General features: G+C 62.7%; 22 protein-coding genes. 9 read left to right on the top strand and 13 right to left on the bottom strand.

Features of this window, described 5'->3' with window-relative positions; translation table 11 throughout:
* Nucleotides 1–17: 17 nt before the first annotated feature.
* The 6 genes from D5400_RS15565 to D5400_RS15540 form a co-directional block, all read right to left on the bottom strand.
* Nucleotides 18–1,865, bottom strand: a complete 1,848-nt coding sequence (locus D5400_RS15565; protein ID WP_126010845.1) for an ABC transporter ATP-binding protein — start codon at nucleotides 1,863–1,865, stop codon at nucleotides 18–20.
* Nucleotides 1,866–1,936: 71 nt separating this feature from the next.
* Complete coding sequence (locus tag D5400_RS15560) at nucleotides 1,937–3,145, bottom strand: energy transducer TonB family protein (RefSeq protein ID WP_245451313.1); 1,209 nt, start codon at nucleotides 3,143–3,145, stop codon at nucleotides 1,937–1,939.
* Entirely contained in the window at nucleotides 3,142–3,537 is a 396-nt protein-coding gene (locus tag D5400_RS15555; protein WP_126010844.1) for an ExbD/TolR family protein, read from the bottom strand. Before D5400_RS15555 ends, D5400_RS15560 begins: the two co-directional genes overlap by 4 nt.
* Before the next feature lie 22 nt (nucleotides 3,538–3,559).
* Nucleotides 3,560–3,943 carry a biopolymer transporter ExbD gene (locus D5400_RS15550; protein WP_126010843.1) on the bottom strand — a complete coding sequence of 128 codons (384 nt, stop codon included), beginning with the start codon at nucleotides 3,941–3,943 and terminating at the stop codon, nucleotides 3,560–3,562.
* Nucleotides 3,943–4,653 carry a MotA/TolQ/ExbB proton channel family protein gene (locus D5400_RS15545; RefSeq protein ID WP_126010842.1) on the bottom strand — a complete coding sequence of 237 codons (711 nt, stop codon included), beginning with the start codon at nucleotides 4,651–4,653 and terminating at the stop codon, nucleotides 3,943–3,945. The genes D5400_RS15550 and D5400_RS15545 overlap by 1 nt, the downstream gene beginning before the upstream one ends.
* A gap of 16 nt (nucleotides 4,654–4,669) precedes the next feature.
* Nucleotides 4,670–5,101: a hypothetical protein gene (locus D5400_RS15540; RefSeq protein WP_126010841.1), complete on the bottom strand. Its 432-nt coding sequence runs from the start codon at nucleotides 5,099–5,101 to the stop codon at nucleotides 4,670–4,672.
* A 193-nt stretch (nucleotides 5,102–5,294) separates the two neighbouring features.
* On the opposite strand from D5400_RS15540, the gene D5400_RS15535 reads away from it, so the two are divergent.
* On the top strand, nucleotides 5,295–5,648 hold the full coding sequence (locus tag D5400_RS15535; protein WP_126013397.1) for a PRC-barrel domain-containing protein: 354 nt from the start codon (nucleotides 5,295–5,297) through the stop codon (nucleotides 5,646–5,648).
* Nucleotides 5,649–5,757: 109 nt separating this feature from the next.
* Here D5400_RS15535 and D5400_RS15530 read toward each other — a convergent pair whose 3' ends face one another.
* On the bottom strand, nucleotides 5,758–7,281 hold the full coding sequence (locus tag D5400_RS15530; RefSeq protein ID WP_126010840.1) for a helicase HerA domain-containing protein: 1,524 nt from the start codon (nucleotides 7,279–7,281) through the stop codon (nucleotides 5,758–5,760).
* A 311-nt stretch (nucleotides 7,282–7,592) separates the two neighbouring features.
* Between D5400_RS15530 and D5400_RS15525 the strand changes: the two genes are divergently transcribed.
* The 4 genes from D5400_RS15525 (at nucleotide 7,593) to D5400_RS15510 (ending at nucleotide 13,528) form a co-directional block, all read left to right on the top strand.
* Complete coding sequence (locus D5400_RS15525; RefSeq protein WP_126010839.1) at nucleotides 7,593–8,753, top strand: DegT/DnrJ/EryC1/StrS family aminotransferase; 1,161 nt, start codon at nucleotides 7,593–7,595, stop codon at nucleotides 8,751–8,753.
* A gap of 127 nt (nucleotides 8,754–8,880) precedes the next feature.
* Nucleotides 8,881–10,239: a bifunctional UDP-N-acetylglucosamine diphosphorylase/glucosamine-1-phosphate N-acetyltransferase GlmU gene (gene glmU, locus D5400_RS15520; RefSeq protein WP_126010838.1), complete on the top strand. Its 1,359-nt coding sequence runs from the start codon at nucleotides 8,881–8,883 to the stop codon at nucleotides 10,237–10,239.
* 51 nt (nucleotides 10,240–10,290) lie between these two features.
* A complete protein-coding gene (glmS, locus tag D5400_RS15515; RefSeq protein WP_126010837.1) occupies nucleotides 10,291–12,117 on the top strand; it encodes a glutamine--fructose-6-phosphate transaminase (isomerizing) in 1,827 nt (608 codons plus the stop codon).
* A 358-nt stretch (nucleotides 12,118–12,475) separates the two neighbouring features.
* Nucleotides 12,476–13,528 (top strand): porin, encoded by a 1,053-nt coding sequence (locus D5400_RS15510; protein ID WP_126010836.1) that lies wholly within the window; start codon nucleotides 12,476–12,478, stop codon nucleotides 13,526–13,528.
* Nucleotides 13,529–13,739: 211 nt separating this feature from the next.
* Here D5400_RS15510 and D5400_RS15505 read toward each other — a convergent pair whose 3' ends face one another.
* Together D5400_RS15505 and D5400_RS15500 are read right to left on the bottom strand one after the other, a co-directional pair.
* Entirely contained in the window at nucleotides 13,740–14,672 is a 933-nt protein-coding gene (locus D5400_RS15505; RefSeq protein WP_425364887.1) for an alpha/beta fold hydrolase, read from the bottom strand.
* Nucleotides 14,669–16,768: a lytic transglycosylase domain-containing protein gene (locus D5400_RS15500; protein ID WP_425364886.1), complete on the bottom strand. Its 2,100-nt coding sequence runs from the start codon at nucleotides 16,766–16,768 to the stop codon at nucleotides 14,669–14,671. Before D5400_RS15500 ends, D5400_RS15505 begins: the two co-directional genes overlap by 4 nt.
* 328 nt (nucleotides 16,769–17,096) lie before the next feature.
* Between D5400_RS15500 and dapA the strand changes: the two genes are divergently transcribed.
* Nucleotides 17,097–17,978, top strand: coding sequence for a 4-hydroxy-tetrahydrodipicolinate synthase (gene dapA, locus D5400_RS15495; protein WP_126010835.1), 882 nt, complete (start codon nucleotides 17,097–17,099; stop codon nucleotides 17,976–17,978).
* Between the two features lie 12 nt (nucleotides 17,979–17,990).
* Nucleotides 17,991–18,464, top strand: a complete 474-nt coding sequence (gene smpB, locus D5400_RS15490) for an SsrA-binding protein SmpB (protein WP_126010834.1) — start codon at nucleotides 17,991–17,993, stop codon at nucleotides 18,462–18,464.
* 8 nt (nucleotides 18,465–18,472) lie between these two features.
* On the opposite strand, the gene D5400_RS15485 is transcribed toward smpB, so the two are convergent.
* From D5400_RS15485 to D5400_RS15470, 4 genes are all read right to left on the bottom strand, one after another.
* Nucleotides 18,473–19,363 carry a GNAT family N-acetyltransferase gene (locus tag D5400_RS15485; protein WP_164527910.1) on the bottom strand — a complete coding sequence of 297 codons (891 nt, stop codon included), beginning with the start codon at nucleotides 19,361–19,363 and terminating at the stop codon, nucleotides 18,473–18,475.
* Nucleotides 19,364–19,482: 119 nt separating this feature from the next.
* Complete coding sequence (locus tag D5400_RS21585) at nucleotides 19,483–20,307, bottom strand: hypothetical protein (protein WP_126010832.1); 825 nt, start codon at nucleotides 20,305–20,307, stop codon at nucleotides 19,483–19,485.
* A gap of 211 nt (nucleotides 20,308–20,518) precedes the next feature.
* Nucleotides 20,519–21,187, bottom strand: coding sequence for a uracil-DNA glycosylase (locus tag D5400_RS15475; RefSeq protein ID WP_126010831.1), 669 nt, complete (start codon nucleotides 21,185–21,187; stop codon nucleotides 20,519–20,521).
* Nucleotides 21,184–21,765 carry a LabA-like NYN domain-containing protein gene (locus D5400_RS15470; RefSeq protein WP_126013388.1) on the bottom strand — a complete coding sequence of 194 codons (582 nt, stop codon included), beginning with the start codon at nucleotides 21,763–21,765 and terminating at the stop codon, nucleotides 21,184–21,186. The genes D5400_RS15475 and D5400_RS15470 overlap by 4 nt, the downstream gene beginning before the upstream one ends.
* Before the next feature lie 185 nt (nucleotides 21,766–21,950).
* On the opposite strand from D5400_RS15470, the gene rpoZ reads away from it, so the two are divergent.
* Together rpoZ and D5400_RS15460 are read left to right on the top strand one after the other, a co-directional pair.
* Nucleotides 21,951–22,367, top strand: a complete 417-nt coding sequence (gene rpoZ, locus D5400_RS15465; RefSeq protein ID WP_126010830.1) for a DNA-directed RNA polymerase subunit omega — start codon at nucleotides 21,951–21,953, stop codon at nucleotides 22,365–22,367.
* Nucleotides 22,368–22,480: 113 nt separating this feature from the next.
* Nucleotides 22,481–24,730, top strand: coding sequence for a RelA/SpoT family protein (locus tag D5400_RS15460; RefSeq protein ID WP_126010829.1), 2,250 nt, complete (start codon nucleotides 22,481–22,483; stop codon nucleotides 24,728–24,730).
* Nucleotides 24,731–24,749 lie beyond the last annotated feature (19 nt).

Genomic DNA, 24,749 nt, shown 5'->3' with positions numbered 1-24,749 from the left:
TCCCTTGGGCCGCAACGTCAGGACCGCGCGGCCTTCGATATGTCCTCGACGGTCGCGCTTTCACGCGGCGCCTCGCCGGTCTGGATGCTCCACAGCGTGCGGTAGAGGCCCGGCTGGCGGATCAGCTCGGCATGTGTGCCGGATTGGGTGAGGCGGCCCTGTTCCATCACATGGATCGTGTCCGCATGGACGACGGTCGACAGGCGGTGGGCGACGAGGATGACGGTGCGCTGACCGCGCATCTTGGCGAGCGAGCGCTGGATCGCGGCTTCCGTCTCGTTGTCGACGGCGCTGGTGGCCTCATCGAGAATAAGAATGCGCGGGTCGAGCAGGAGCGCGCGCGCCAGCGCGATACGCTGACGCTGGCCGCCGGAAAGCTTCTGGCCGTATTCGCCGATGGAGGTGTCGTAGCCATCGGGCAGGGCGCTGATGAAGCTGTCTGCCTCCGCAAGCCGGGCCGCCGCAATCACCTCGTCACGGCTTGCGTCAGGGCGTCCATAGGCGATGTTGTCTGCCACCGAGCCGGCGAACAGCGTCACTTCCTGCGGCACCCAGGCCATCGAGCGCCGAAGCGCCTTGATCGTCCAGCGATCGAGCGTGACGTCGTCGAGCGCGATCGAGCCCGACTGAGGATCAAGGAACCGACCGATCAGCTTGATCAGTGTGGACTTCCCGCCGCCGGTCGGACCGACGAGCGCAACCGTGTGGCCTGCTGGAATGTCGAGGTCAATCCCGTTGACGCCGCCATTGCTCGTCTCATAGCGGAACGCGACGTTCTTCAGGGCGAAGCGGCCGTCGACGGCAACGTCATGGGTGCCCTCGTCCTTGGCGATCGGCTCGTTGAGCAGGCTGAGAATGCGTCGCGTCGACGCCATCGCGCGCTCGTAGAGATCGATGACTTCCGCAAGGCCGGTCATCGGCCACAGCAATCGCTGCGTGAGAAAGACGAGAAGTCCGTAAGCCCCGACTTCCATCGTGCCGTTGAGCGTCATCCAGCCGCCGATAAGAAACGTCGCCAGGAAGCCAGACAAGATCGCCATGCGGATGATCGGTATGAAGGCCGACGAAATGCGGATGGCGGCCCGGTTGGCGGTCAAATAGCCGACGCTTTCTTGCGACAGCGCCTCAGTTTCGCGCTCTTCGGCGCCGAAGGCGCGGATTGTGGCGAGACCCTGCAGGTTCGTCGTCAGCTTCGCGCCGAGCTGGCCGGCACGCGCGCGCACCGTGTCGTACCGCGTCTGGGCGCGCTTCTGGAACCAGAACGCACCGAAAATGATCGCCGGGACCGGCAGGAAGGCGACGACCGCGATGAGCGGTGAGACGATGAAGAAGACCGTGCCGACGAGGATCACGGCGGCAAAGGTCTGGATCAGCGTGTTGGCGCCACCGTCGAGAAACCGCTCCAGCTGGTTGATGTCGTCGTTGAGGATGGTGACGAGGTTGCCGGAGCGCTGCTCCTCGAAGAAGCGGGTCGGCAGATACTGTGCGTGGTTGTAGCAAAGGATGCGCAGGCGGTGCTGCACGTCCTGCGCCAGCCCGCGCCAGAGAACCTGGTAGATATATTCGAACAGCGACTCGCCGAACCAGATGAGGAACGTGGCGATGCCGAGCGCGATCAGCTGGTCGGTCGGGTCGCTCAAGCCGAGTTGCGCCACGAAGGACGCCTCGCCACGCACCACGACGTCGAGCGCGATGCCGATGAGGATCTCTGGCATCACGTCGAAGATCTTGTTGATGATCGAGGAGGCGGTCGCCATGACCACGCGGCGGCGTTCGTCGCGGATCAGGCGAAAGAGCACCACAAGCGGATGGCCGCGCGTCAGATCGGCATTGTCGAGGTGGATGCGAGGCGGACGGTCGGCCATGGTCAGGGATCTTCGCCAGAATTATGTCGGATGGGGCATGCGGGAAAATGGAGCGTCGAGCTATAGGCGGCTCAGCGCGTGAATGCCAGCGGCACCGAGAAAGGCCATGAGGAGCGGCCTGCCGCCTGAGGAATCTGCGGGAAGGGCGCGGCCCGCTGCACGGTTTCGATGGCTGCCTGATCGAGCACTGGCGAGCCCGAACTGCGCACGACGGAAATGCCGCTGACACCGCCGCCTGCCGCGATGGTGAAACTCACATGCACCTCGCCGGTCAGGCGGTCCCGCCGCGCAGCTGCCGGGTAGCGTAGCGCGCGCCTGAGCCTTGTCACCACCTGGCCCGGATAGTTGGAGACTGCAGCATTGCCGGCGGCTTGCGCCTGGGCACTGGCCTGTGACCCTTGCGTGGCCGCGCCCGATCGCGCCTGGCCATCGCTGGTGCCCTGGCGCTGCTGTGCCTGTTGCTGCCCCTGATTGCCTTGCGCTTGTGGCGCCGGGCGAGCCGGCTCCGCGACCTGGCGCGGCGGTGGCGGGGGCGTATAGGCGGGACGGGGCGTCGGGATCGGCGCGTTTGCAATGGGGTCCGGCAGCGGCTCGATCGTCTCGGCACTCGCAATCGGCGCCTCTTCCGGCGCGCTTTCGGCTTCCAGCGGCTCTGGCTCCACGGGCACCGTTTCCTGCTCCACCATTTCGAATGGCTCGGGCTCGGTCGGCGCCGGCTCTTCGGCAACGACGATGCCATCAGCCGAAGGAGCGATCTCCTCGACCGGCGTTGCCCGCAAAGTCTCTGCCTCGGACTCTGGCGTTTCCACAGGTGTTTGCTGCGGCGTGATGGCCTGTTCGGCCGTCTCCACGGGCTCGACGGGGGCGGTCTCTACCGGCTCGGGGGTAACTTCGCCCATCAGTTCCGCGTCTTCGAACGCACTGCCGATCATCGAAACCGAAATGGGGCCACCCCCAGCGATCTGAATATCCGGCGTCCGGTTCATGAAGGCAGCCGTTGCCCCCAGATGGATGGCGACGGAAGCGAGAAGGGCAATCGTCTGAAGCGTCAGGCCGGCGCTCTGGCGTCCTCGTGCAATGAGTGGAATGTCCGCTGGGTCGATGGCATCCGGCTCGGCGGTCGATGTCGAAGGCAGCGATCCATGGGCATCGGCAAGCCCCTCGATCAATGTCGCCCTTTCGCTGGAAGGGACAAAATCGATAGGCTCGAAGTCGCTGCCGCCGGCGGGAGGCTCGGCATCATACGCCATCAGGTCGATAAGGGGCTGGGTGCGGCTCATGGCGCGGCGCGCTCCGTCATGACCGTCACTGTCTCGACGCCGAGCGCTCGCAAGCCGCTGGCGATCTCGATCAGATCAGATGCGGGCAGTGCTCGATCGACGAGCAGCTTCGGCCTATCCGCAGCATTTTCGCCGCCGGTGTATTCGGCAGCCCAGGTTTCAAGCGTTACCGGTTGGCCGCGATACCAGAGCGAGCCATCGGCGCGGATCGCGAGCGTGTCGGCAGGTGCCGTCCGCTCCGCCTCGCTCGTGCTGATCATCGAAACTTCCTGGTCGATCGGCGGCGTGAGCGATCCGGCGACCAGAAAGAAGATCAGCATGAGAAACACCACGTTGATGAGCGTGATGGTGTTCTCGGGCGCTGTCTTCTTTTTGGGGGCGGGCAGTTTCATCGCTTTGTTCCGATCGCCATCGTCATTGCGCGACGCTCAAGGGGATGGCGCTTGCGCCGCGGATCGCCTCGATGGCGCTGATCAATTCCTGCGACTGCGCCTCGCCGCGCACCAGAAGCACGGCCGATTCCGCGCCGCTTTCTTCAAGCCGCGCGACCTCTGCGGCGACGCTCGCAATATCGGCATGGGCGAGGCCATTGACGCTCCACCCGTCATCCGCCAACCGCACCAGCACGTCCGGCGTGCCGGATGAGCCGGTCGTCGCCTGTGCGCCTGCCAGCTCCACCTCGGCGAACCGGGTGAAGGTCGAGGACAGCATGAAGAACAACAGCAGCAGGAAGATCACGTCGATCAGCGACGTGAGCGACAGCCGTCTCGCTCTTCGGACGGAGGCCTGGACGCGCATCAGTAGGCAGCGCTCCGCGCATCGACGGTGGCGGCAAAATCGCGATGCGGTTCACTCTCATGCCCATCGCGCAGTCCAAGCGCGCGGGACGACAGGAACGCGCCGGTGAGCGTCTCCACGGCGACGCGCTCGTTTTCGACCCGGGACTCAAACCAGGTGAGAAGCAGCGACACCGGCATCGCGACCGCGAGGCCGACAGCCGTTGTCAGAAGCGCGACCCAGATGCCGCCGGCGAGAATGGACGGATCGACGGCATTGCCGGCGCCTTGCAGGCTCTGGAAAGCCTCGATCATGCCGAGAACCGTGCCGAAAAGGCCGAGAAGCGGCGCAATCTGCGCAATGGCATCCATCGCACGAAAGCCCCGCTGCAGCTTGTGCAGACGGTCGACGGCGATCCGGCTGACTTCTTCCTCGACCGCCGCTTTGGATACCGAGCGCCGCACGGATAGCCGCATGGCGGTGACCATGGTTTCGGAGACGAGCGAACGGTCGTTTGCCACCGCTGCTTCCGCGCCGCGATAGTCTCTCTGGCTCCACAGCTCGATCGCCTTTCGGGCCCGTCCGTGTGCCCCGACGCGCTCGCGGGCGAACTGCACCAACTTCATCAGGATCAGCGCGAGCGCGAACACCGAAAGGACGAGCAGGACGCCGACGACCCAGCCGCCGAGCTCGAGAAAATTGGCGATGATGTCGATGATCTGGTTGATCACGCTGTGCCCTCCGGCGTCAGTTGGACAATTCGATGTCGGATCGGCTCGAGGCCGCGAGTGAGACGATGCAGGCGTCTTCGCCGAGGTCGGCGCTCTCGCAGGTCGCCACATCGTTCACGAGCACGCGGGACAGCGAAGAACAGGCCGTTCCACCGATGTTGAACTGACGAACGCGCGTGCGGCCTGCGGGAACATCCTGAAAGTCGAGCACCGTCATGCGCTCGACCAGGCCTTCACCGTTGAAGAACACCATCTGGTACGAAGCCTTGGAGATATCGTTACCGAGCCCGCTTTCGACGACGAACGTCATCATGCAGCCGTTCTCCGTCTCGGCAGTGGCGTTCAATTCCATAGATAAGCCCTGCGGCTCCGGAGCCGTCTGCGCTTGCGCGGGCACGGCGAGAATGGCGCAAAGGACGGAGAGAAGGAAAGGCGCTGCGCGGTTCATGAAGATCTCGAGTTGGGTGGATCCGGAAGTTTCCGACCGCTTATCAGCACCTCGACCTAATAGTCTACCAAAAAACTCACCTTTAACGTGAGTTCACGCGAGAAGGCGGTGGTAAATGTTGCGTGAAGCCGAATTGAGGAACCTCGGATTCGCCGTCGCGTTTCCCCTGCATCGAAAAAGGGAGTGCAGAACGATGAACGTCTCTTCTGAGAATATCCGCGCGACACGCGTTGAGGGCACCGAAGTCCGTAATAGTGCGGGCGAGCACCTGGGCAGCGTCAACGATCTCGTCATCGGGAAGCGCGACGGCAAAGTGAAGTATGCCATCATGTCGTTCGGTGGCTTCCTCGGGATCGGTGAGGAATATCACCCGCTGCCATGGGAAAAGCTCACCTATGATGAGCGCCAGGGAAGCTATGTGGTCGATCTTTCCAAAGATCAGCTCGAAGGCGCACCGCGCTACGCGCGTGAACGCGAGTTCGACTGGGGCGATACCGAAAGCACCCGCCGGATCAACGACTATTACGGCGTTCCGCCATACATCTGATCTTCGAACATAGCCGGCTCTGAGGCGACATCAGAGAGGAAACCACCTTGGCGGGCCACATCGGCCCGCCCTTTTCGTTTCTACCCGCCATGTTGGTTGGAGTAAGAGCTTAGGCTGCGGATAGTGAAACCAGGTTCGCTTCCGGGCCATCGGCCGCGCCGGGACCGGTTTCGCAACCGAGATCGGGGAAAGCAACGATTCGCTTGCCGGCGAAATCCGTCCGCACCACCGTCAGCCCGCGCTCTTCGAAATAGTCCAGCAGCCGGCGCGCTCGGCGCGTGGAATGGGTGCCGTAGGCCCGTGCCAGTGTCGCATCCGACGGGCAGGCGGCACCCGTGAGCGCTGCCTTGGCGACCAGAATGAAAACCGCCTGAACATCGTCCGGCAGGGATTCCGCGAGATTGATGACCTGCCTCCAGTCGTCGCTCGCCGCCATTTCCGCATCGATGCCGACGCGGGCGAGTGCAAAGCGCCGCCGGAAGACAGCGAGAGTGACTGCCGGCCCGGGAAGCCTTGCGATACGGGCCCGCACGAGAAAATCCTGGTACAGCTCGCCGTCGCTCCGGAAAGCGGCGTCGGGATCGGCGACGATGGCCGTCAGCAGCCCGTCGATCATCCGGTCGCGCTCGAAAGCCGCCGTTTCCGTCTCGGCTTCGCTCAGCTCCTCCTCGTCCTCCTCCTGCGCGCCGGCCGGAGCGGCCTTGGCGAGTTCGGCCAGGATATCAGTCGTGGGTCGCGGCGGCGGTGCGGTTCGGCGCGTCATCACGACCGGCTCGGCTGGACCCGGCGTAAAGATCAAATCGCGCGCTTCCTCCGGTGCTGGCGCGTCGGGCAGGGGCGTCAATTTCGGGCTGGTCGAGCGGGCCTCGGTCTCGACCCGTCCGATCGCGATCGGCAGCGGACGACGTGAAAGCGCCGGGCCAAGCGCCACGAATTTTCCGCGCTTCAGGTCTCTGAACATTTCCGCCTGGCGCCTGTCCATGCCGAGCAGGTCGGCAGCGCGTGCCATGTCGATGTCGAGAAAGGTGCGGCCCATCAGGAAGTTGGATGCTTCGGCGGCGACGTTCTTGGCAAGCTTGGCGAGCCGCTGCGTCGCGATCACACCGGCAAGCCCACGCTTTCGGCCACGGCACATGAGATTGGTCATGGCGCCGAGCGAAGCGCGTCGCGCATCTTCGGCCACGTCGCCCGCTGCCGCCGGTGCAAACAACTGGGCCTCGTCGACCACCACGAGAACCGGGTACCAGTAATCGCGCTCGGCATCGAACAGGCCGTTCAGAAACGTTGCGGCCGACCGCATCTGCTGGTCCGCCTCGAGACCTTCGAGATTGAGGACGCAGGAAACACGGTGCTGACGGATGCGCGCGGCGATGCGCAGCAATTCCTGCTCCGAGCGGGCCGCATCCACGACCACATGACCGAACCGGTCGGCCAGCGTGACGAAGTCACCTTCAGGATCGATGATGCACTGCTGCACCCAGGGCGCACTCTGCTCCAGGAGCCGCCGCAGAAGGTGCGACTTGCCGGAGCCGGAATTGCCCTGAACGAGAAGACGCGTCGCGAGCAACTCTTCGAGATCGAGCAAGGCCGGCTTGTTCTCGCCTGTCTCTCCCATGTCGATGTCGACGCGCATTTGGTCTCCCGGATGTCAGCCAAGCCGTCTACCTAGCATCTCGAAGTCCGGTCGTTCGCCCCTCGTGGCGCAAAACCCACAGATGTTTGGCGATGGTTGATGATCACGCGCCATGAACTGACCCAATCTCTCGTGCATGGCGCGCAGGCGGGGGCGGGTTGTTGCACAGGTGATTCTGTGGCAGTCATCGACCCGATCGGCTGCGTACCGCGCCGGGTTCCCCGCACATTATCGCCTGTCCGCGATTGGACAGCATGAGCGCGTATCCGGTATTGCGATGCCGGTCGCCCCAATTGCATGAAAGGCCAGTCATGTCGGAACAACCCATTCCATTCATCGATCTTGCAGCCCAGCAGGCCGTGATTCGTCCGAAGATCGACGCTGCAATTGCGCGTGTCCTCGATCACGGCCAGTACATCATGGGCCCCGAAGTCGCCGAATTGGAAAAGCAACTAGCCGAATTCTGCGGCGCGACCCATGCCATTGCCTGCTCCAACGGCACCGATGCTTTGGCACTCGGTCTGATGGCGAAAGACGTGCGTCCCGGCGACGCGATCTTCTGCCCAAGCTTCACCTTCGCCGCCACCGGCGAAGTCGTCGCCTGGCTCGGCGCGACCCCTTATTTCGTCGATATCCTCGAAGACACCTACAACATGGATCCGGAAAGCCTGAGCCAGGCGATCCTGGACGCCAAGGCTGCCGGCCATCGCCCCGTCGGCATCATCCCGGTCGACCTGTTCGGCCAAGCTGCCGACTACGATCGGATCGAGCCGATTGCCGAGGAAAACGCCCTCTGGATCATGTGCGACACCGCTCAAGGGTTTGGCGCGACCTACAAGGGCCGCGTCACCGGTTCGATCGGCCATATCGCTACGACCAGTTTCTTTCCCGCCAAGCCGCTCGGCGGCTATGGCGATGGCGGCGCCATCTTCGTCGGCGACGACGAACTGGCCAAGATCATCCGGTCGCTGGTCAACCACGGCTATGGCAGCGAGCGCTATGACAATGTCCGCATCGGCATGAATGGCCGGCTGGATTCGATCCAGGCCGCCATCCTGATCGAGAAACTCGCGCTGTTCCCCAGCGAAATCGAGGCGCGAGACAGGGTCGCGAAGCGCTACAGCGATGGACTTTCAGACGTCGTCGTCACGCCTATCGTCATGGAAGACACGCGGTCCACCTGGGCGCAGTACACGATCAGGGCGCCCGGTCGGGATCGCTCCAGCATTCTTGACGCGCTCAAGGCGAAAGGCATTCCCACGGCAATCTATTATCCGAAGCCGATGCACGTGCAGACTGCGTACCAGCATTACCCCAAGGCGGGTGGTGCGCTGCCGGTCTGCGACAGGCTTGCAGCCGAGGTCTTCAGCCTTCCCATGCACGCCTATCTCGACGAGGCGACGCAGGATCGCATCATCGATGCGGTGCGAACCGTAGTTCCCACAATTGTAAAGAGTGCAGCCGCCCGTTAATCGGGAATTGGTCATGCTGCGTCGAGAGAGGCCGACAGATGCCGGTGTTTGCTTTTTGGCAAGCCCGGCAAGCTAGGCAGGCAGTCGATCGGCTTTTTCGAGGGGCTTTCAGGGACAAGGATCGACTATGAGCGGCAGATCATGCTTGGCGGTGGTTCTGGCAGCGGGCGAAGGCACGCGGATGCGCTCCGACCTGCCGAAGGTGCTCCATAAGGTGGCCGGTCTTCCAATGGTTGGCCATGTCGCGGAAGCCGCGCGGCAGGCCGGCGTCGATCGCCTCGCGGTGGTGGTCGGCCGGGGCGCCGAAGCGGTCTCGGCGGCACTGAGCACCCATGACGTGGCGACACATCTTCAGACGGAGCGGCTCGGAACGGGCCATGCTGTTCTTGCCGCCCGCGATACGATCGCGCTTGGCTTCGATGATGTGCTGGTGCTCTTCGGCGATACGCCGCTGCTTTCCACCGAGACGATCGAACGTGCCCGAAGTGCGTTGGCATCAGGCGCCGATATCGCGGTCGTCGGCTTCCATGCCGCGGATCCTACCGGCTATGGGCGGCTGATCGTCGAAGGCGAGACATTGTCCGCCATCCGCGAGCACAAGGACGCAAGCCCCGAAGAGCGAAAGATCACGCTCTGCAATGGCGGCGTCATGGCGATCTCGGGCCACCGGATACTCGGATGGCTTGACCGGATCGGCAACGACAATGCCAAGCGCGAATATTATCTGACCGACATCGTTGCGATCGCCGTTGCCGATGGCGCGCGCGTGAATGTTGTCGAGGCACCCGCCGAAGACCTCATGGGTGCCAACACCCGTGTCGAACTGGCCGAGCTTGAAGCTGCCTGGCAGCGCCGCCGACGCCGCGAGCTGATGCTGTCAGGCGTGACGATGCAGGCGCCTGAAACGGTATTCCTCGCCTATGATACCGCGATCGAGCCCGATGCATTCCTGGAGCCGAACGTGGTCTTCGGTCCCGGTGTAACGATCGGGGCGGGCAGCGTGATCCGCGCATTCTCCCACCTGGAAGGCGCAACGGTTGCCGCCGATTGCGAAATAGGTCCTTTCGCGCGGCTGCGGCCGGGCGCGGACCTTTCCGAAAAGGCCAAGGTCGGCAATTTCTGCGAAGTCAAGAAGGCCAAGATCGGCAAGGGCGCCAAGATCAACCACCTGACTTATATCGGCGATGCCGAGATCGGGGCGAAATCCAACATCGGCGCCGGTACGATCACCTGCAATTACGACGGCATCAACAAGAACCTGACGTCGATCGGCGCCGGTGTCTTCGTTGGTTCCAATACGTCGCTGGTTGCTCCGGTCGCGATCGGAGACGGTGCCTATATCGCATCGGGCAGCGTCATCACCGAAGACGTATCGGCCGATGCGCTGGCTCTAGGGCGCGCACGCCAGACCGAAAAGCCGGGCCGGGCAGCCGATATCCGTGCCCGCAACGAAGCAGTGAAGGCGGGACGATCCGCCGGCAAGTGACGCGCGGCTCCGGTCGCACCTTTGAAGATTGAGACAGCGGGGACAGCTATCATGTGCGGAATCATTGGAATCATCGGCACCGAGAGCGTGGCACCGCGCATGGTCGATGCGCTGAAGCGGCTTGAATATCGCGGCTATGATTCCGCCGGGGTCGCGACGCTCGAAGATGGCAAGCTCGATCGCCGCCGTGCCGAAGGCAAGCTCGTCAATCTGGAAAAGGTGCTGGCCAGCAATCCGCTTGGCGGCACGATCGGCATCGGCCATACGCGCTGGGCGACCCATGGCGCGCCGACCGAAAATAACGCGCATCCGCATTTCGTGGGCGGCGTCGCCGTCGTGCACAATGGCATCATCGAGAATTTCGCAGCGCTTCGCAGCGAGTTGCGCGCCAAGGGCATCACCTTTCACTCCGAGACCGACACCGAAACGGTCGCCGCGCTTATTTCGACGCTGATCGCAGAAGGCGCCGATCCCGTGGCGGCCATGCGCGAGGCGGTGAAGCGCTTCGAGGGCGCCTATGCGATTGCCGTGATGGTCGAAGGCGAGGGCGGCATGCTGTTGGCGGCCCGCCATGGACCACCGCTCGCCATCGGTCACGGCAATGGCGAGATGTTCCTGGGCTCCGATTCCGTCGCGCTGGCGCCTTTCACCGACCGCATCACCTATCTGGAAGATGGCGACTGGGCGGTCGTGACCGCTGATACCGCCACCATCTACGACGGCAGCGGCGCCGCGGTCACGCGCTTGGAAACCCGGTCGCAGGTCATGGCGAGCGCGGTCGATCGCGGCAATCACCGCCATTTCATGGAAAAGGAAATCTACGAGCAGCCGGAAGCGATCAGCCGGACGATGAGCCGCTACATCGATTTTGCCGAGCTGAAGAGCAAGCCGATCGATGGCTCGATCGACTTTTCGGCCATTGATCGCCTTACCATGTCGGCCTGCGGCACCGCGTTCTATGCCGGCGTTGTCGGCAAATACTGGTTCGAGCGTTATGCCCGCCTGCCGGTGGAAATCGATATTGCGTCGGAATTCCGGTACCGCGAAATGCCGCTCGGCCCGCGCGACGCGGCGATGTTCATTTCCCAGTCCGGCGAAACCGCCGACACGCTCGCCTCACTGCGCTACTGCAAGGACAATGGGCTGCCGATCGGCGCCGTGGTCAATGTGCAAGAATCCACAATCGCCCGCGAAGCCAATGCAATCTTTCCGACGCTTGCGGGCATCGAGGTCGGCGTCGCATCAACCAAGGCGTTCACGGCGCAGCTTACCGTTCTCGCCTCGCTCTCCATCATCGCCGGCCGGCAACGCGGCACGATTGATGACGCGCGCGAAGCCGAGCTCTGTCAGGCTTTGGTCGAGATTCCCGGGCTCATGACCAAAGCGTTGAACGAAATTCAGCCCCAGATCGAGAAGCTGGCGCAGGAACTGTCCCATTATAAGCATGTGCTCTATCTCGGCCGCGGCACCTCCTTTCCGCTCGCCATGGAAGGAGCCCTGAAGCTCAAGGAAATCTCCTATATTCATGCCGAGGGTTATGCGGCCGGTGAGCTGAAGCACGGACCGATCGCGCTGATCGACGAGAAGATGCCCGTCATCGTCATCGCGCCTTATGATGCCGTGTTTGCAAAGACCGTTTCCAACATGCAGGAGGTCGCGGCACGCGGCGGGCGTATCATTCTGATCACCGACGCCGAAGGAGCGGCCGCGGCCGACATGGAAACGATGGCGACGCTCGTCGTGCCGAAGGTTCCGGAGATCGCAGCCCCGATCGTCTACTCCGCACCGATCCAGCTGCTCGCCTATCACACCGCCGTATTCATGGGCACGGATGTCGACCAGCCACGCAATCTCGCCAAGTCGGTCACCGTGGAATAATCGACCAGCACACGAATCGTGGGGCGCAGCGCCCCGCGATTCTCGGCCTTTCAGGGCCCTTGTCGGCCCCTCACGCGGTTGCAGACCGTTCCAATTTCCCTTTTTTCATTAATCATCTTTTAAGGGGTCGGTGGGCCCGCGGCGAAATCGTGGCTTTTGTGCAACAAGGCCATTCCATAGGGGCCACATTCATGCCCAAAAGCGGAAATGCCGATTGCTTCAAATGCGCCGCCGCGTATTTTCAATCTCGGAAGCGCGGACAGCAAGTCCAACTTCTCTTGTTGGGGATGGGGCAGGGAAAGCTGTCCTTCAGCAAAATACCCAGACCCGTTTGAAACTTTTGACTGGAGGTCAGAAAATGAACATTAAGAGCCTTCTTCTCGGCTCCGCTGCGGCTCTTTTCGCAGTTTCTGGCGCCCAGGCTGCTGACGCGATCATCGCTGCTGAGCCTGAGCCCCTGGAATACGTCCGCGTCTGCGACGCTTTCGGCACTGGTTACTTCTACATCCCCGGCACCGAGACCTGCCTTTCGGTCGGCGGTCGTATTCGCCTCGACTACGGCTTCGGCGACAACGGCCTGACGAACGCTGTCACGGACGAAGAAGGCTGGGCAAAGCGCTCGCGCGCTTACCTCTACCTCCGTTCGGCAACGGACACCGAGTGGGGCCCGCTGACGACCTACACGGAAATGCAGTTCCAGATCGACAACAGCACGTACCGTAACAACGCTGCTGCTTTCGATGGCAACCTCGGCGCAACGGCTGTTGCACGCCTTCCGTTCGCAACGATCTCGCTCGGTGGTCTGACCATGGGCAAGAGCGAATCCATGTTCACGCAGTGGACGGATTACGCTGGCTCGGTCATCAACGATGGTATCGTTGGTTTCGGCCCGTTCGACGCTCAGCTGATCAGCTACACCTATGACGCCGGCAACGGCTTCTCGGCAATGGTCTCGATCGAAGACGACATCTCCACGGGCCTGGGCTACATCCCGGACGTCGTTGCTGGTGCTAAGTACGAAGCTGGCGCATTCGCTCTGTCGGTTGTCGGCGGCTACGACGAGAACGAAGACGAAGGCGCAATCAAGGCTCGCCTCGACGGTTCGTTCGGCGGCTTCTCGGCCTTCGTAATGGGTGGCTACTCCACGAACGAAGCTGGCAACCGCTTCGCCAACTGGAACGGCGACTGGGCTGTTTGGGGCGGTCTGTCCGCTCCGGTCACCGAGCGCATCACCTTCAACACGCAGCTTTCCTACGATGAGCAGGAAACCTTCGGTGCTGTTGGTAACCTCGTATTCAACGTTGCTCGCGGCTTCGACGTCACGACCGAAGTTTACTACGCTGACGACTTCGCTGTCGTAGGCGATGCCGACGAAATCGGCGGCACGATCCGCTTCCAGCGCACGTTCTAATCGGTTCCTACCGGTTTGATGGAAAGGCCCGGCAGCAATGCCGGGCCTTTTCGTTTGTTGATCTTAGACAGGTGGGGGGATAGCATCGTTGAGAAAGTGGTTCTGGCCAGCACTGGTCATCGCGGCACTGATCGTGACGCTCACGCTTTGGTTCAGCTGAATCGGAAGACAAGTCCCAAAAGCGCAAAAGCTTGTAAGGCGCCACGCGGGCTTAAAGCGAGGCGCGCGCCAGGAATTGTGCAATTGCGGCGGGAATGGCCGCGCTATGGGGCAGCGGGGCATGGCCTTGCCCGGCGACGACCAGGGTTTCCATCCCCGGGTGCCGCTTCTCCATCTCCGTCACGGTCGTCTGCGACAAAAGCTGAGAGTTCTCGCCGCGGATCGTCATGACCGGCACGTGCGCCAGCGCATCGAATTGCGGCCACAGCGTCGGAAGCTGCGTGTTGAAGTCGATCGCATTGAGCTGCTTGACGATCGCCTGATCGAAGTCGGAAACGATCTTGCCTTTGCGTTCGACATAGATGGCTTCGGCCATCTCCCGCCAGTCGCCTGGTCCAAGCGCCGGAAAAGCCTTTCCGTGCGCTTGCTTCAGGATATCGACCGCCTGCTCCCAATCTTTCGGTTGGGGAAGGCGGGTCAGGTAGCCGCGGATTTGCGCAAGCCCCGCGCCTTCGATCACAGGCCCGGCATCATTGAGAATGGCAGCCGCAATCATCGTGGGCCGTGTTGCGGCCAGCAGGTGGATGATCAGCGCACCGCGTGACGTGCCGAAGAAGATGGCCCGTGGGACGTCGAGTGCGGCCAGAGCGGCCTGAACGTCGTCTGTCTCGACTGTGAGCGAATAATTGTCGGCATTCCTATCGCGATCCGACTCGCCACGCCCGCGATAGTCGAGGCAGATGACGCGGCGAGGCTCGATCGCAGGCGCCATCGAGCCATTGCTGAACAACGTCGCAGATTGATGGAAATCGCGGGCGTTACGGGTGAGACCCGGAAGGCAGACGATCGGCAAGTGTCCGCTGCCGGCTGGCCCACTGTAATCGCGCGCGTGCAGGCGCAACCCATCCGCCGCGCTGATCGCGACGGACTTGAAGCCGTCTGGGACGGCAGCCGAGGTTGCGTTGCCTTTGATCGTTTGGCTCACGTGCGCCCGAAGCGCAGATCATGGACGATGTCAGTTTGTGCACCGAGCCGCGTCTTGTAGACTTGGTAGTTCTCCATGACACGCTGCACGTAGTTGCGCGTTTCCGGGAAGGGGATGCGCTCGATCCAGTCCACGACCTCTTCGATCGACTTGCCACGCGGATCGCCGTAACGCGCGATCCACTGGGGCACGCGGCTCGGACCGGCATTGTAGCCGATGAAGGTGAGGATGTAGGAGCCGCCGAAGTCGGCGATCTGTTCGCCGAGATAGTGGGCGCCGAGCGTTGCGTTGTAGCCGGCGTCTTCGGTGAGACGCGCCGGTGCGTAGGACAGGCCATGGCGGGCCGCCACGCCTTTTGCCGTTCCGGGCAGAAGCTGGAGCAATCCGCGGGCATCCGCGGGCGAGACGGCGGCCTTGTTGAACTCGCTCTCCTGGCGCGCGATCGAATAGGCGAGCGCCTTGCCTGAGCTCGAAATGTTCGCGCTCGGCGGAATCACGCCAATCGGGAAGGCGAGTGCGGCCACATCGACGCCGCGATAGAACGCGGCCTTGCCGACGCGCAGCGCGGTCGTGTGGTCGCCACGCGATTCGGCCATATGAGCGAGCAGTGCCAGTTCGCCGGGGCTGTCGATCTGGTCGGCAAGGGCTCGGTAGAGAAGGTTCGCACGGCTCTCATGGCCCGCATTCTGCAAACGGCGAATGGCAGTCGCTGCCTGCCGGCTGGCGAAGCGGTCACGTTCGGCCTGGGTGGGAGAGGGGTACGCGACGCTCAGCGCGTTGCGGCCGATCTTTGCGGCGGCAAGCTGGCCATAAAACGTCGTCTGGTGTTGTGCGGCCGCGGCGTAATATTCGCGCGCGTTGCCGGGTCCGCCTGCCTCAGCCGTGCGACCAAGCCAGTAATAGGCACGCGACGTGGATAGCGGACGGTTGGAGATCTCGCGGATGCGCTGGAAGTGCGTGTGGGCAGCAGACGGGTTGTTCAGCGCCCGCAGCGCGTACCAGCCCGCATGGAACTCCGCATCGACGCGGTCGACCGCGCCTTCGGCAAGATGGTTGCTGACGATGCGGTAGGCGAGGCTTGGATTGCCCGCATCCATGACGCCGCGCGCGACGATGCGCTGCTCGTTCCACCACGCATCGGGTTCGATGATTGCAGCCTTGTCGCGCGGAGCGCTTAGCAGCAGTTCGGCGGCTTCCGTATATTTGTCCTGCTGGCGCAGATAGCGGATGCGCGCATGCAGATAGCTCGGATCGCGGTGCCAGGATCTGTCGACCGCGTTGAGCAATGCGCCTGCGTTCGGTGCACGTTGGGCGATGGCAGCCCGTGCGCGGAAGAGCGAGTTCGCTTCGCCCTTCGACGCGAAGCGCTCGGCCTGGGAAACGCGGTCGCGATAAAGCAGCATGTCCATGCGGCGCTTGTGGTCGGCGACGGTGAGAATGCTGTCGAACTCCCGCAGGAAGAGGTTTTCCTGGTTGGTGTTCATCGTGTCGTTCTGCCACGCCCGCGATACGAGCGCTTTGGCGCGGCCAAGATCACCCTTCTGCTTCAGCGCGCGGGCAAGCACGATCACGCCCTCCGGCGTCGTAGGATCGCTGTTGGCAAAGGCGGCGATGACCTGGTCCGGATGCGGGTTCTCTTCGTGAAGGGCGCGCTCGGAATGGCCGCGCAGCGCGTCGAGGCCCGGCCAGCCCTGAAGCTGGCTGGCGGCTGCCGCGATCTCGCGCGAGGGAACGCCCTTGGCGCCGGAAAGCGCGATGGCCCAGGTGAGGATCTGCCGGTCGAGGCTGCCTGCGGGCATGCTGTCGCGCACCGAGCGGGAAACCGTCACGTCGCGGCCGATCGCGTCGAGGCCGCGCTTCAAGGCTGCGCTCGCAGTGCCGGATGTTTCTGCCGGGCTTGTCGGCCGCAGGATCGCACCGGTGATATCGCCTGCCGAAGGAGCCGGAACTGCCTGATACCCGGTGGCGACGGTTGTCGTATCCGGCCGGAACACGGGCATTGGAACCGTGCTCGGGGGCACGAACTGCGCTTGCGCTGCCGTCGAGGAAAGAGCCACGAGCGTTGCGACCAGGAGAATAGGCGTCTTGTTCGGCATGATCAGGTGCGTCTCTAACGATGAACTCGGAACTGATTGCCCGTCATGTGGCCACACAGGACCACATTTTTCCGGGTTTGGATGATCGTGCCATGGCATCGGTGAAGCAACGGTTAATCAATGGTTAGGTCTCACGCTTAAATTGTACCGAAAACCCTTGAGAACAGGGCGCCTCGGAGCTGAAATCGGGCTTTGCCGTGCTTGCGGCGCATTCCGCAGGCGACTATGGTGCGCCGCTTCGATCCGGCGGCACCAACCGCTTCGTGAGAATGCATAGCACAATATGGCCAAAGCATGGGATGCTTTCGGCCCGCCTCCGGGAGCCGTAATGTTCAAGGGATCCATTCCAGCGCTTGTGACGCCGTTCGACGACGATGGGGCCATCGATGAGAAGGCTTTTCGCGCCCATGTCGAATGGCAGATCGAGGAGGGCTCGACAGGCCTCGTCCCGGTCGGCACCACGGGTGAGTCTCCGACGCTCTCGCATGAGGAGCACAAGCGGGTCATCGAGCTTTGCATCGAAGTGGCGGCCGGGCGCGTGCCGGTCATGGCGGGGGCAGGGTCCAACTCCACCCACGAGGCCGTCGATTTCGCCAGGCACGCCGAACAGGCAGGGGCCGATGGCATCCTCGTCGTCACGCCCTATTACAACAAGCCCAACCAGCGCGGTCTTTACGAACATTATGCCGCCATCGCGCGTGCCGTGACGCTGCCGATCTTCATCTACAACATTCCGGGCCGCTCGATCATCGACATGCTGCCGGAGACGATGGCGCGGCTCCACGCGGAGTTTCCGCATATCGCCGGCGTCAAGGATGCGACGGCGAAGGTCGATCGTGTCTCCGAGCAGCGCGCCGCCTGCGGATCGGAATTCATCCAGCTGTCCGGTGAAGATGCGACGGCGCTCGGCTTCAATGCCCATGGTGGCGTCGGCTGCATTTCGGTAACGGCCAATGTCGCGCCGCGCCTATGCGCGGATTTCCAGTCGGCAATGCTTCAGGGCGATTTCCGCAAGGCGCTTGGGTTGCAGGATCGGCTGATGCCGCTCCATCGGGCTCTGTTCATTGAACCGAACCCGGCGGGTGCCAAATATGCGTTGTCGAAGCTCGGCCGCATGAAGAATATCCAGCGCAAGCCGCTCGTGCCGGTCGAGGCCTCGACGGCGGAGCGTCTGGATGAAGCTCTGCGTCACGCCGGGCTTACAAACTGATCGGGACTGAACATGGCTAAGCCGGGTACGCCGGCGCGCAAGATCGTTGCGGAGAATCGCAAGGCGCGTTTCAACTACGAAATCGTCGATACGTTCGAAGCGGGGCTCGTGCTGACGGGCACTGAGGTGAAGTCGCTGCGCGAAGGCAAGGCGAACATCGCTGAATCCTACGCCACGGAGGAGGGCGGTGAGCTGTGGCTCATCAACTCCTACCTGCCGGAATATCTGCAGGCCAACCGCTTCAACCATGAGACCAGGCGGCGTCGAAAACTGCTACTGCACAAGAAGGAAGTCGATCGCCTGTTCGCCTCGGTGAACCGGGAAGGCATGACGCTCGTGCCGCTGAAGGTCTATTTCAATGAGCAGGGCCGCGCGAAGCTGGAACTGGCGCTCGCCCGCGGCAAGAAGCTGCACGACAAGCGAGAAACCCAGAAGCAGCGCGACTGGCAGCGCCAGAAATCCAGGCTGCTGCGCGACCACGGCTAAGCCGTAATCTAGATCCGGGCCAGTTCCGGGAGCCGGCCGATCCTGCCCTTGGGCGATGGTCGGCCGAGCGAAAACAGTATTCCGGCTGCTTCGTCCGTCTCCGACCGTTCAAGCTTTTCTGAATCCTCGATGGTCAGCCAGCCCTGCGGGTTGAAGCCGAAGCTCACCGTTTTGATCGGCCCGCTCGCCAGCATCGGAATGTGGTCCATGATGGTGATTTTGCGGGGCGTGACGATGTCGCAAATGTGCAGGTTTGCTCCTGTCTGCTGCACGATCACGATGGCTTCGGCGTCGATCAGACGTTTTGCCGTGAGCGCGCGGTGGCTGAGATGCCAAAGCAGGATCGGGTAGTAGTCGACCGCGCTGAAGTCTTCGCTGAGTTCGATCGCCTCGCGGCATGCGCTTCTGAGCAGCGCCCGGTCATCGGCCGAGCCTATGTCGAGATCGACTGCTGAGACAAGCGAGGGAAAGGCCGATACCGGCAGCTGGAACTGCCACTCGGTGATCCTCTCGAAACCGAATCTCGGGTAGATAGCGGCGGTGTCGGAAACGGCGAAGATCAGCGTCGTGCGGTTGTCGAGCGGCGGGAGCGCCAAAATATGCTCCATGAGCCGGCGCATATGACCTTGGTTGCGCCGATCCGGCCGGGTTGCGATGGCACCGAGCTGGTAACCTGCCGAAATCGCGCCATCGACCACAAAGCGCATCGACATGCGCCCGACGGTGGCGATGATCTCGTCGTTTTCCATGAGCGCGAAGGCCGTGTAGTCGTCGCCCCACCCGCCGCGATCAGCCCAGGGCCTGAATTGTTGTTCGCCGGAAACCTGCGTGATGAACGCGACGTAGCTGTCGTGCAGCCCATGGTCCCGCGGACCTATCTCCACGAGCGCAGTTTCCATGACGGGAAAATCTCGAGGGAATGTAACAAGCATATCGTTACACCATTTGCTGTGCCGTAGCTTGCGAAATCTGGGGGTGCCGCGGCTCGATCCGCGACACCCAGGCACTTGTCGTGCGATCACTGCAGGCCAGCCTGCTGCACCAGGTTGCACAGCGCGTCCAGGTCCGGGGAATATGCTTCCCGCGGCGAAAGCACTTGCCGGCAGGTCAGGAGCACCTTCTGCCGGTCGCTCGCGGACATGTTGTTCCAGCGGTCGATCATGCCCTGCATTTCCGGCGTGCCCGGAACGCCAGGGCTGCCCGGCGTACCGGGTGTTCCAGGGGTGCCTGGCGTACCTGGCGTGCCAGGGGTGCCGGGTGTGCCGGGTGTACCTGGCGTTCCAGGAGTTCCGGGCGCACCCGGCCCACCGATGCCGACATCCACGCCGGCGTCGATGCCGTCATTGCCGCCAATGGAAACGCCGCCGCCGGCATTGATCCCGCCGCCGCCGCCAATCGAGGCGCCCACGCCAGCGTCGACGCCGTTGCCGCCACCGATCGAGGCATCGGCGCCTGCGCCAATACCGTCGCCGCCGCCGATCGAGGCACCGGCGCCTGCGCCGATACCGTCGCCGCCGCCGATCGAGGCGCCGGCACCTGCGCCGATCCCGTCACTTCCGCCAACGGAAGCTCCGGCACCTGCGCCGATCCCGTCACCGCCGCCAACGGATGCGCCAGCACCGGCGTCCACACCGTTGTCGCCGCCCACCGATGCACCGACGCCGGCTCCAATGCCGTTTTCGCCACCGATGGAAGCGCCGACACCAGCGCCAATACCATTGTCACCGCCGATGGAAGCGCCGACCCCGACGCCGAGGCCCTGTGCTGAGAGAGGACCGGAAGAAGCCAGAAGGACCGCCGTCATGGCGGGAACGAAGAATGCAGTTCGTGATGGTTTGATCATCAGAATACCTCCGCTTGCCGCGTGGACATTCACGCTGCTAAGGGGACGCGATGCGGCGCGCATTAGTTGCAGAATGCATGCACGCACAGCTTGTGCTGATTAATCGCCTCTTAATCCTGCCGCCAGATTCCGTCTCATAACGAAAATCGCCCCTGGAATTTCAGGGGCAAACGGTGCAGCCGACAATGATCGTTGAAATCGCCCTGTCTTGCTACCGCAAGCGATCATGGGCGGAACGAAAGACGTCCTTGAACATCGCCTCCGTTAAACGCCCTGTGTTGGTGTTGTATCTCGAGCAGTGATAGCTCGCGAGCAGGTCGACCTGGCCGATTTGGCTGCAAGCACCGTGGCCGAACGGATGATCGGCAACACGTGCGCCGAGGGTCCGCACAGTCGAATCGTGGGCTATTTTGCCGAGCGTCACGATCACGCGTAGCGCCGGCATGTCGGCGAGGCTTGCGGCGAGGAACGGTCGGCACGTGGCGATCTCCGCGCCCACCGGCTTGTTTTCCGGCGGAACGCAGCGGACGGAGTTGGTGATCGCGGTCCGCACCAGAGTGAGCCCATCATCGGGCCGCGCCTGGAATTCTCCGGTCGAGAAGCCGAATTCATTCAGCGTCGCATAGAGAAGATCGCCGGCATAGTCGCCGGTGAAGGGGCGCCCGGTCCTGTTGGCCCCTCGAAGCCCCGGTGCAAGGCCAACGATCAGAAGCTCGACGGCGGATGGTCCCTCCGGCGGATAGAATGTCGGCACCGGCGCGTTGAACCAGTCGGAATGAACTGTTCTCTGCTCAAGAATAAAGGAGCGCAGGCGAGGGCAACGCGGGCAGTCGCGCGGCGGGTCGATCGGAAAGGCGAGGCCGCCTTCGGCAGCACTCAATTGTCGTCGTCCGCGTCATGGACGGGTTCGACCGGACGGACAGGCCGCTCCGATGGCGCACGGCCTATCTCGGCTTTCAGCGAGACGAGGTCGATGAAATGATCGGCATGGCGGCGCAGATCGTCGGCGATCATCGGCGGCTGGCTTGCGAGCGTGGAAACGACCGACACCTTGCGGCCGCGCCGCTGGAGCGCATCGACCAGCGACGTGAAGTCGCCGTCGCCCGAGAAGATGACGAAATGATCGACCGTATCGGCCTGCTCCATGGCATCGATGGCAAGTTCGATATCCATGTTGCCCTTGATCTTGCGGCGCCCGGACGCGTCGGTGAATTCCTTGGCCGGCTTGGTCACCACCTTGTAGCCATTGTAGTCGAGCCAGTCGATCAAGGGACGGATCGACGAATATTCCTGATCTTCCACGAGCGCAGTGTAATAATAGGCGCGCAAGAGGTAGCCGCGCTTCTGGAACGCAACGAGAAGCTTCTTGTAATCGATGTCGAAGCCGAGACTGCGTGACGCTGCGTAGAGATTGGCGCCGTCGATGAAGAGGGCGATCTTCTCGCGGGGGTCGAACATGGGCATGCGCTTTCGAAACGAATGAACGAATGATCAGCGCAGCGGCAAAATAAACGAGATCGGCATTGAAAACGACGCGACCGACCCCGGCGCTACGCCAGGAGCCATAACTCCCTTGAATTAATACAGCCCAGAAGGTAAGGAAACCCCGATCCCGCAAATTTCATGTTCGCAAAGGACAGGCAATGGCCCGTGTCACAGTCGAGGATTGCATCGACAAGGTCGACAATCGCTTCGAACTCGTTCTTCTCGCCAGCCATCGCGCTCGGCTGATCTCGCAAGGCGCTCCCATCACGATCGATCGTGACAACGACAAGAATCCCGTCGTTGCGCTCCGTGAAATTGCTGACGAGACCCTGTCGCCCGGCGACCTGAAGGAAGATCTCATCCACTCGCTGCAGAAGCATGTCGAAGTCGACGAGCCGGAACCCGATCATTCCGCACAGTCGACCGTCGCGCCCGAGGCCGGCCTTGGCGAGACCGTCGATGCCGCTTCCGCCGAAGACGAGGAAGACAAGATCAACTTCGACCAGATGTCGGAAGAAGAACTGCTCGCCGGCATCGAAGGCCTTGTGCCGCCGGAGAAAAACGACGACTATTGATTTGCGCGGACGGTTTGCCGTCCCCATTTCTTCATGATGGATTGGCGCCGGTGGAAGAGGGGAAATCTCTCTTTACGCCGGCGTCTATCGTTTAACCGGAGCACGCACCCAAGATGATGCGCCAGTACGAGCTCGTCGAGCGCGTGCAACGCTACAAGCCTGACGTCAACGAGGCCTTGCTCAACAAGGCTTATGTTTACGCGATGCAGAAGCATGGCAAGCAGAAGCGGGCAAGCGGCGATCCCTACATCTCCCATCCTCTCGAAGTCGCCGCGATCCTCACCGATATGCGTCTCGACGAATCGACCATCGCCGTGGCGCTGCTCCACGATACGATCGAGGATACGACTGCCACGCGCGACGAAATCGACGGCCTGTTCGGCGAGGATATCGGCGCGCTGGTCGAAGGCCTGACGAAGATCAAGAAACTCGATCTCGTCTCCAAGCGCGCCAAGCAGGCCGAAAACCTGCGCAAGCTGCTGCTGGCCATTTCCGACGACGTCCGCGTTCTTCTCGTCAAGCTGGCCGACCGCCTCCACAACATGCGCACCCTCGACCATGTGCCGCCTGAAAAGCGCGCGCGCATCGCCGAGGAGACGATGGATATCTATGCGCCGCTTGCCGGCCGCATGGGTATGCAGGACATGCGCGACGAGCTGGAGGAGCTGGCGTTCCGCCACATCAATCCGGAAGCCCACGACACCGTCACCAAGCGCTTGTCGGAGCTTTCTGCGAAGAACCGCGACCTGATCCGCACCATCGAGCAGGACTTCACGGCGCTGTTCACGAACAACCAGTTGAAGGCAACGGTCACCGGCCGGCAGAAGAAGCCCTATTCGGTATTCCGAAAGATGCAGTCGAAGTCGCTCTCTTTCGAGCAGCTGTCGGACATCTATGGCTTCCGCATCCTGGTCGACGACATTGCCTCCTGTTACCAGGCGCTCGGCGTCGTCCATACCCGCTGGTCGGTCGTGCCTGGCCGGTTCAAGGACTATATTTCTACGCCGAAGCAGAACGACTATCGCTCCATTCACACGACGATCGTCGGGCCATCGCGCCAGCGCATCGAACTGCAGATTCGCACCTACCGCATGCATGAGATCGCCGAATACGGCGTTGCGGCGCACGCACTCTACAAGGACAATCTGAAGGGCGGTGGCGATCTTCTGACACGCGACAGCCGCGCCTATTCCTGGCTCCGCCACACGATCGAGCAGCTGTCCGAAGGCGACAATCCGGAAGAATTCCTCGAACACACCAAGCTCGAGCTTTTCCAGGACCAGGTCTTCTGCTTCACGCCAAAGGGACGCCTGATCGCGCTGCCGCGCGGTGCGACGCCGATCGATTTCGCCTATGCCGTCCACACCGATGTCGGCGATACCTGCGTCGGCTGCAAGATCAACGGGCGTATCATGCCGCTCGTCACCCGCCTGAACAACGGCGACGAAGTCGAGATCATCCGGTCCGGCGTTCAGGTGCCACCGCCGGCCTGGGAAGAGATCGTGGTCACGGGCAAGGCCCGCGCGGCCATCCGCCGGGCGACCCGTGCTGCCGTGCGCAAGCAATATGCCGGCCTCGGCTTCCGTATCATCGAGCGCAATTTCGCTCGGGCCAACAAGCAGTTCACCCGCGAACTCTTCAAACCTGTGGTCCACCGCGTCGGCCACAAGGATGTCGAGGACGCGATTGCCGCCGTCGGTCGTGGAGAATTGTCGTCGCAGGACGTCCTGAAGGCCATTTATCCGGAACACATCGAAGATCGTACCGCCATCACCAAGGCGGCAGCGGATGAAGGCTGGTTCAACCTGCGCAGCGCCGCAGGCGTCATCTTCCGTGTCCCCGGTGCGCGCCGCCTCAACGGTGCCTCGGCCAACGGCCCGTCGGCATCGGGTGGGGAAGGCGAGGGGACCAACGAGCCGCTCCCGATCCGCGGCGTCGACCAGAATGCCCGCGTGGTGTTCGCACCGGCCGGGGCCGTCCCGGGCGATCGAATCGTCGGCATCATGAACGACGACAAAGAAATCACGATCTTCCCAATCCAGTCGCCCATGCTGACCCGGTTCGACGACCAGCCGGAGCGCTGGATCGATATCCGCTGGGACATCGACGAGGTGCGAAAAGTCCGGTTTCCGGTCCGCATTCTCGTCAATGCACTGAACGAGCCAGGCTCGCTGGCGGAGATGGCCGAGGTAATCGCCGGCCGCGATGCCAACATTCGGACATTGTCCACCGTCAGGGTCGCGTCCGACATCACCGAGCTTCTCATGGATATCGAGGTCTGGGATCTCAAGCAGTTGAATCAGCTTTTGATGCAGCTTAAGGAAACCGCGTGCGTTTCGACTGCTGCGCGCGTGTATGAGTAGCGGTGCGCGCTTCCTTTCA

Origin of the sequence: Georhizobium profundi, assembly GCF_003952725.1 — a bacterium.
Taxonomy (GTDB): Bacteria; Pseudomonadota; Alphaproteobacteria; order Rhizobiales; family Rhizobiaceae; genus Georhizobium; species Georhizobium profundi.
This window is presented reverse-complemented; position numbering and strand designations above follow the sequence as displayed.

Bases quoted from the DNA above. Each gene is read 5' to 3' on its own strand.
- D5400_RS15550 (WP_126010843.1), bottom strand. From the start codon at position 3,943: ATGCGCGTCCAGGCCTCCGTCCGAAGAGCGAGACGGCTGTCGCTCACG.
- D5400_RS15470 (WP_126013388.1), bottom strand. From the start codon at position 21,765: ATGTTCGACCCCCGCGAGAAGATCGCCCTCTTCATCGACGGCGCCAAT.
- D5400_RS15555 (WP_126010844.1), bottom strand. From the start codon at position 3,537: ATGAAACTGCCCGCCCCCAAAAAGAAGACAGCGCCCGAGAACACCATC.
- D5400_RS15500 (WP_425364886.1), bottom strand. From the start codon at position 16,768: ATGCCGAACAAGACGCCTATTCTCCTGGTCGCAACGCTCGTGGCTCTT.
- D5400_RS21585 (WP_126010832.1), bottom strand. From the start codon at position 20,307: ATGATCAAACCATCACGAACTGCATTCTTCGTTCCCGCCATGACGGCG.
- D5400_RS15560 (WP_245451313.1), bottom strand. From the start codon at position 3,145: ATGAGCCGCACCCAGCCCCTTATCGACCTGATGGCGTATGATGCCGAG.
- D5400_RS15565 (WP_126010845.1), bottom strand. From the start codon at position 1,865: ATGGCCGACCGTCCGCCTCGCATCCACCTCGACAATGCCGATCTGACG.
- D5400_RS15485 (WP_164527910.1), bottom strand. From the start codon at position 19,363: ATGGAAACTGCGCTCGTGGAGATAGGTCCGCGGGACCATGGGCTGCAC.
- D5400_RS15460 (WP_126010829.1), top strand. From the start codon at position 22,481: ATGATGCGCCAGTACGAGCTCGTCGAGCGCGTGCAACGCTACAAGCCT.
- D5400_RS15510 (WP_126010836.1), top strand. From the start codon at position 12,476: ATGAACATTAAGAGCCTTCTTCTCGGCTCCGCTGCGGCTCTTTTCGCA.
- D5400_RS15535 (WP_126013397.1), top strand. From the start codon at position 5,295: ATGAACGTCTCTTCTGAGAATATCCGCGCGACACGCGTTGAGGGCACC.
- D5400_RS15525 (WP_126010839.1), top strand. From the start codon at position 7,593: ATGTCGGAACAACCCATTCCATTCATCGATCTTGCAGCCCAGCAGGCC.
- rpoZ (WP_126010830.1), top strand. From the start codon at position 21,951: ATGGCCCGTGTCACAGTCGAGGATTGCATCGACAAGGTCGACAATCGC.
- D5400_RS15540 (WP_126010841.1), bottom strand. From the start codon at position 5,101: ATGAACCGCGCAGCGCCTTTCCTTCTCTCCGTCCTTTGCGCCATTCTC.
- glmS (WP_126010837.1), top strand. From the start codon at position 10,291: ATGTGCGGAATCATTGGAATCATCGGCACCGAGAGCGTGGCACCGCGC.
- smpB (WP_126010834.1), top strand. From the start codon at position 17,991: ATGGCTAAGCCGGGTACGCCGGCGCGCAAGATCGTTGCGGAGAATCGC.
- glmU (WP_126010838.1), top strand. From the start codon at position 8,881: ATGAGCGGCAGATCATGCTTGGCGGTGGTTCTGGCAGCGGGCGAAGGC.
- dapA (WP_126010835.1), top strand. From the start codon at position 17,097: ATGTTCAAGGGATCCATTCCAGCGCTTGTGACGCCGTTCGACGACGAT.
- D5400_RS15530 (WP_126010840.1), bottom strand. From the start codon at position 7,281: ATGCGCGTCGACATCGACATGGGAGAGACAGGCGAGAACAAGCCGGCC.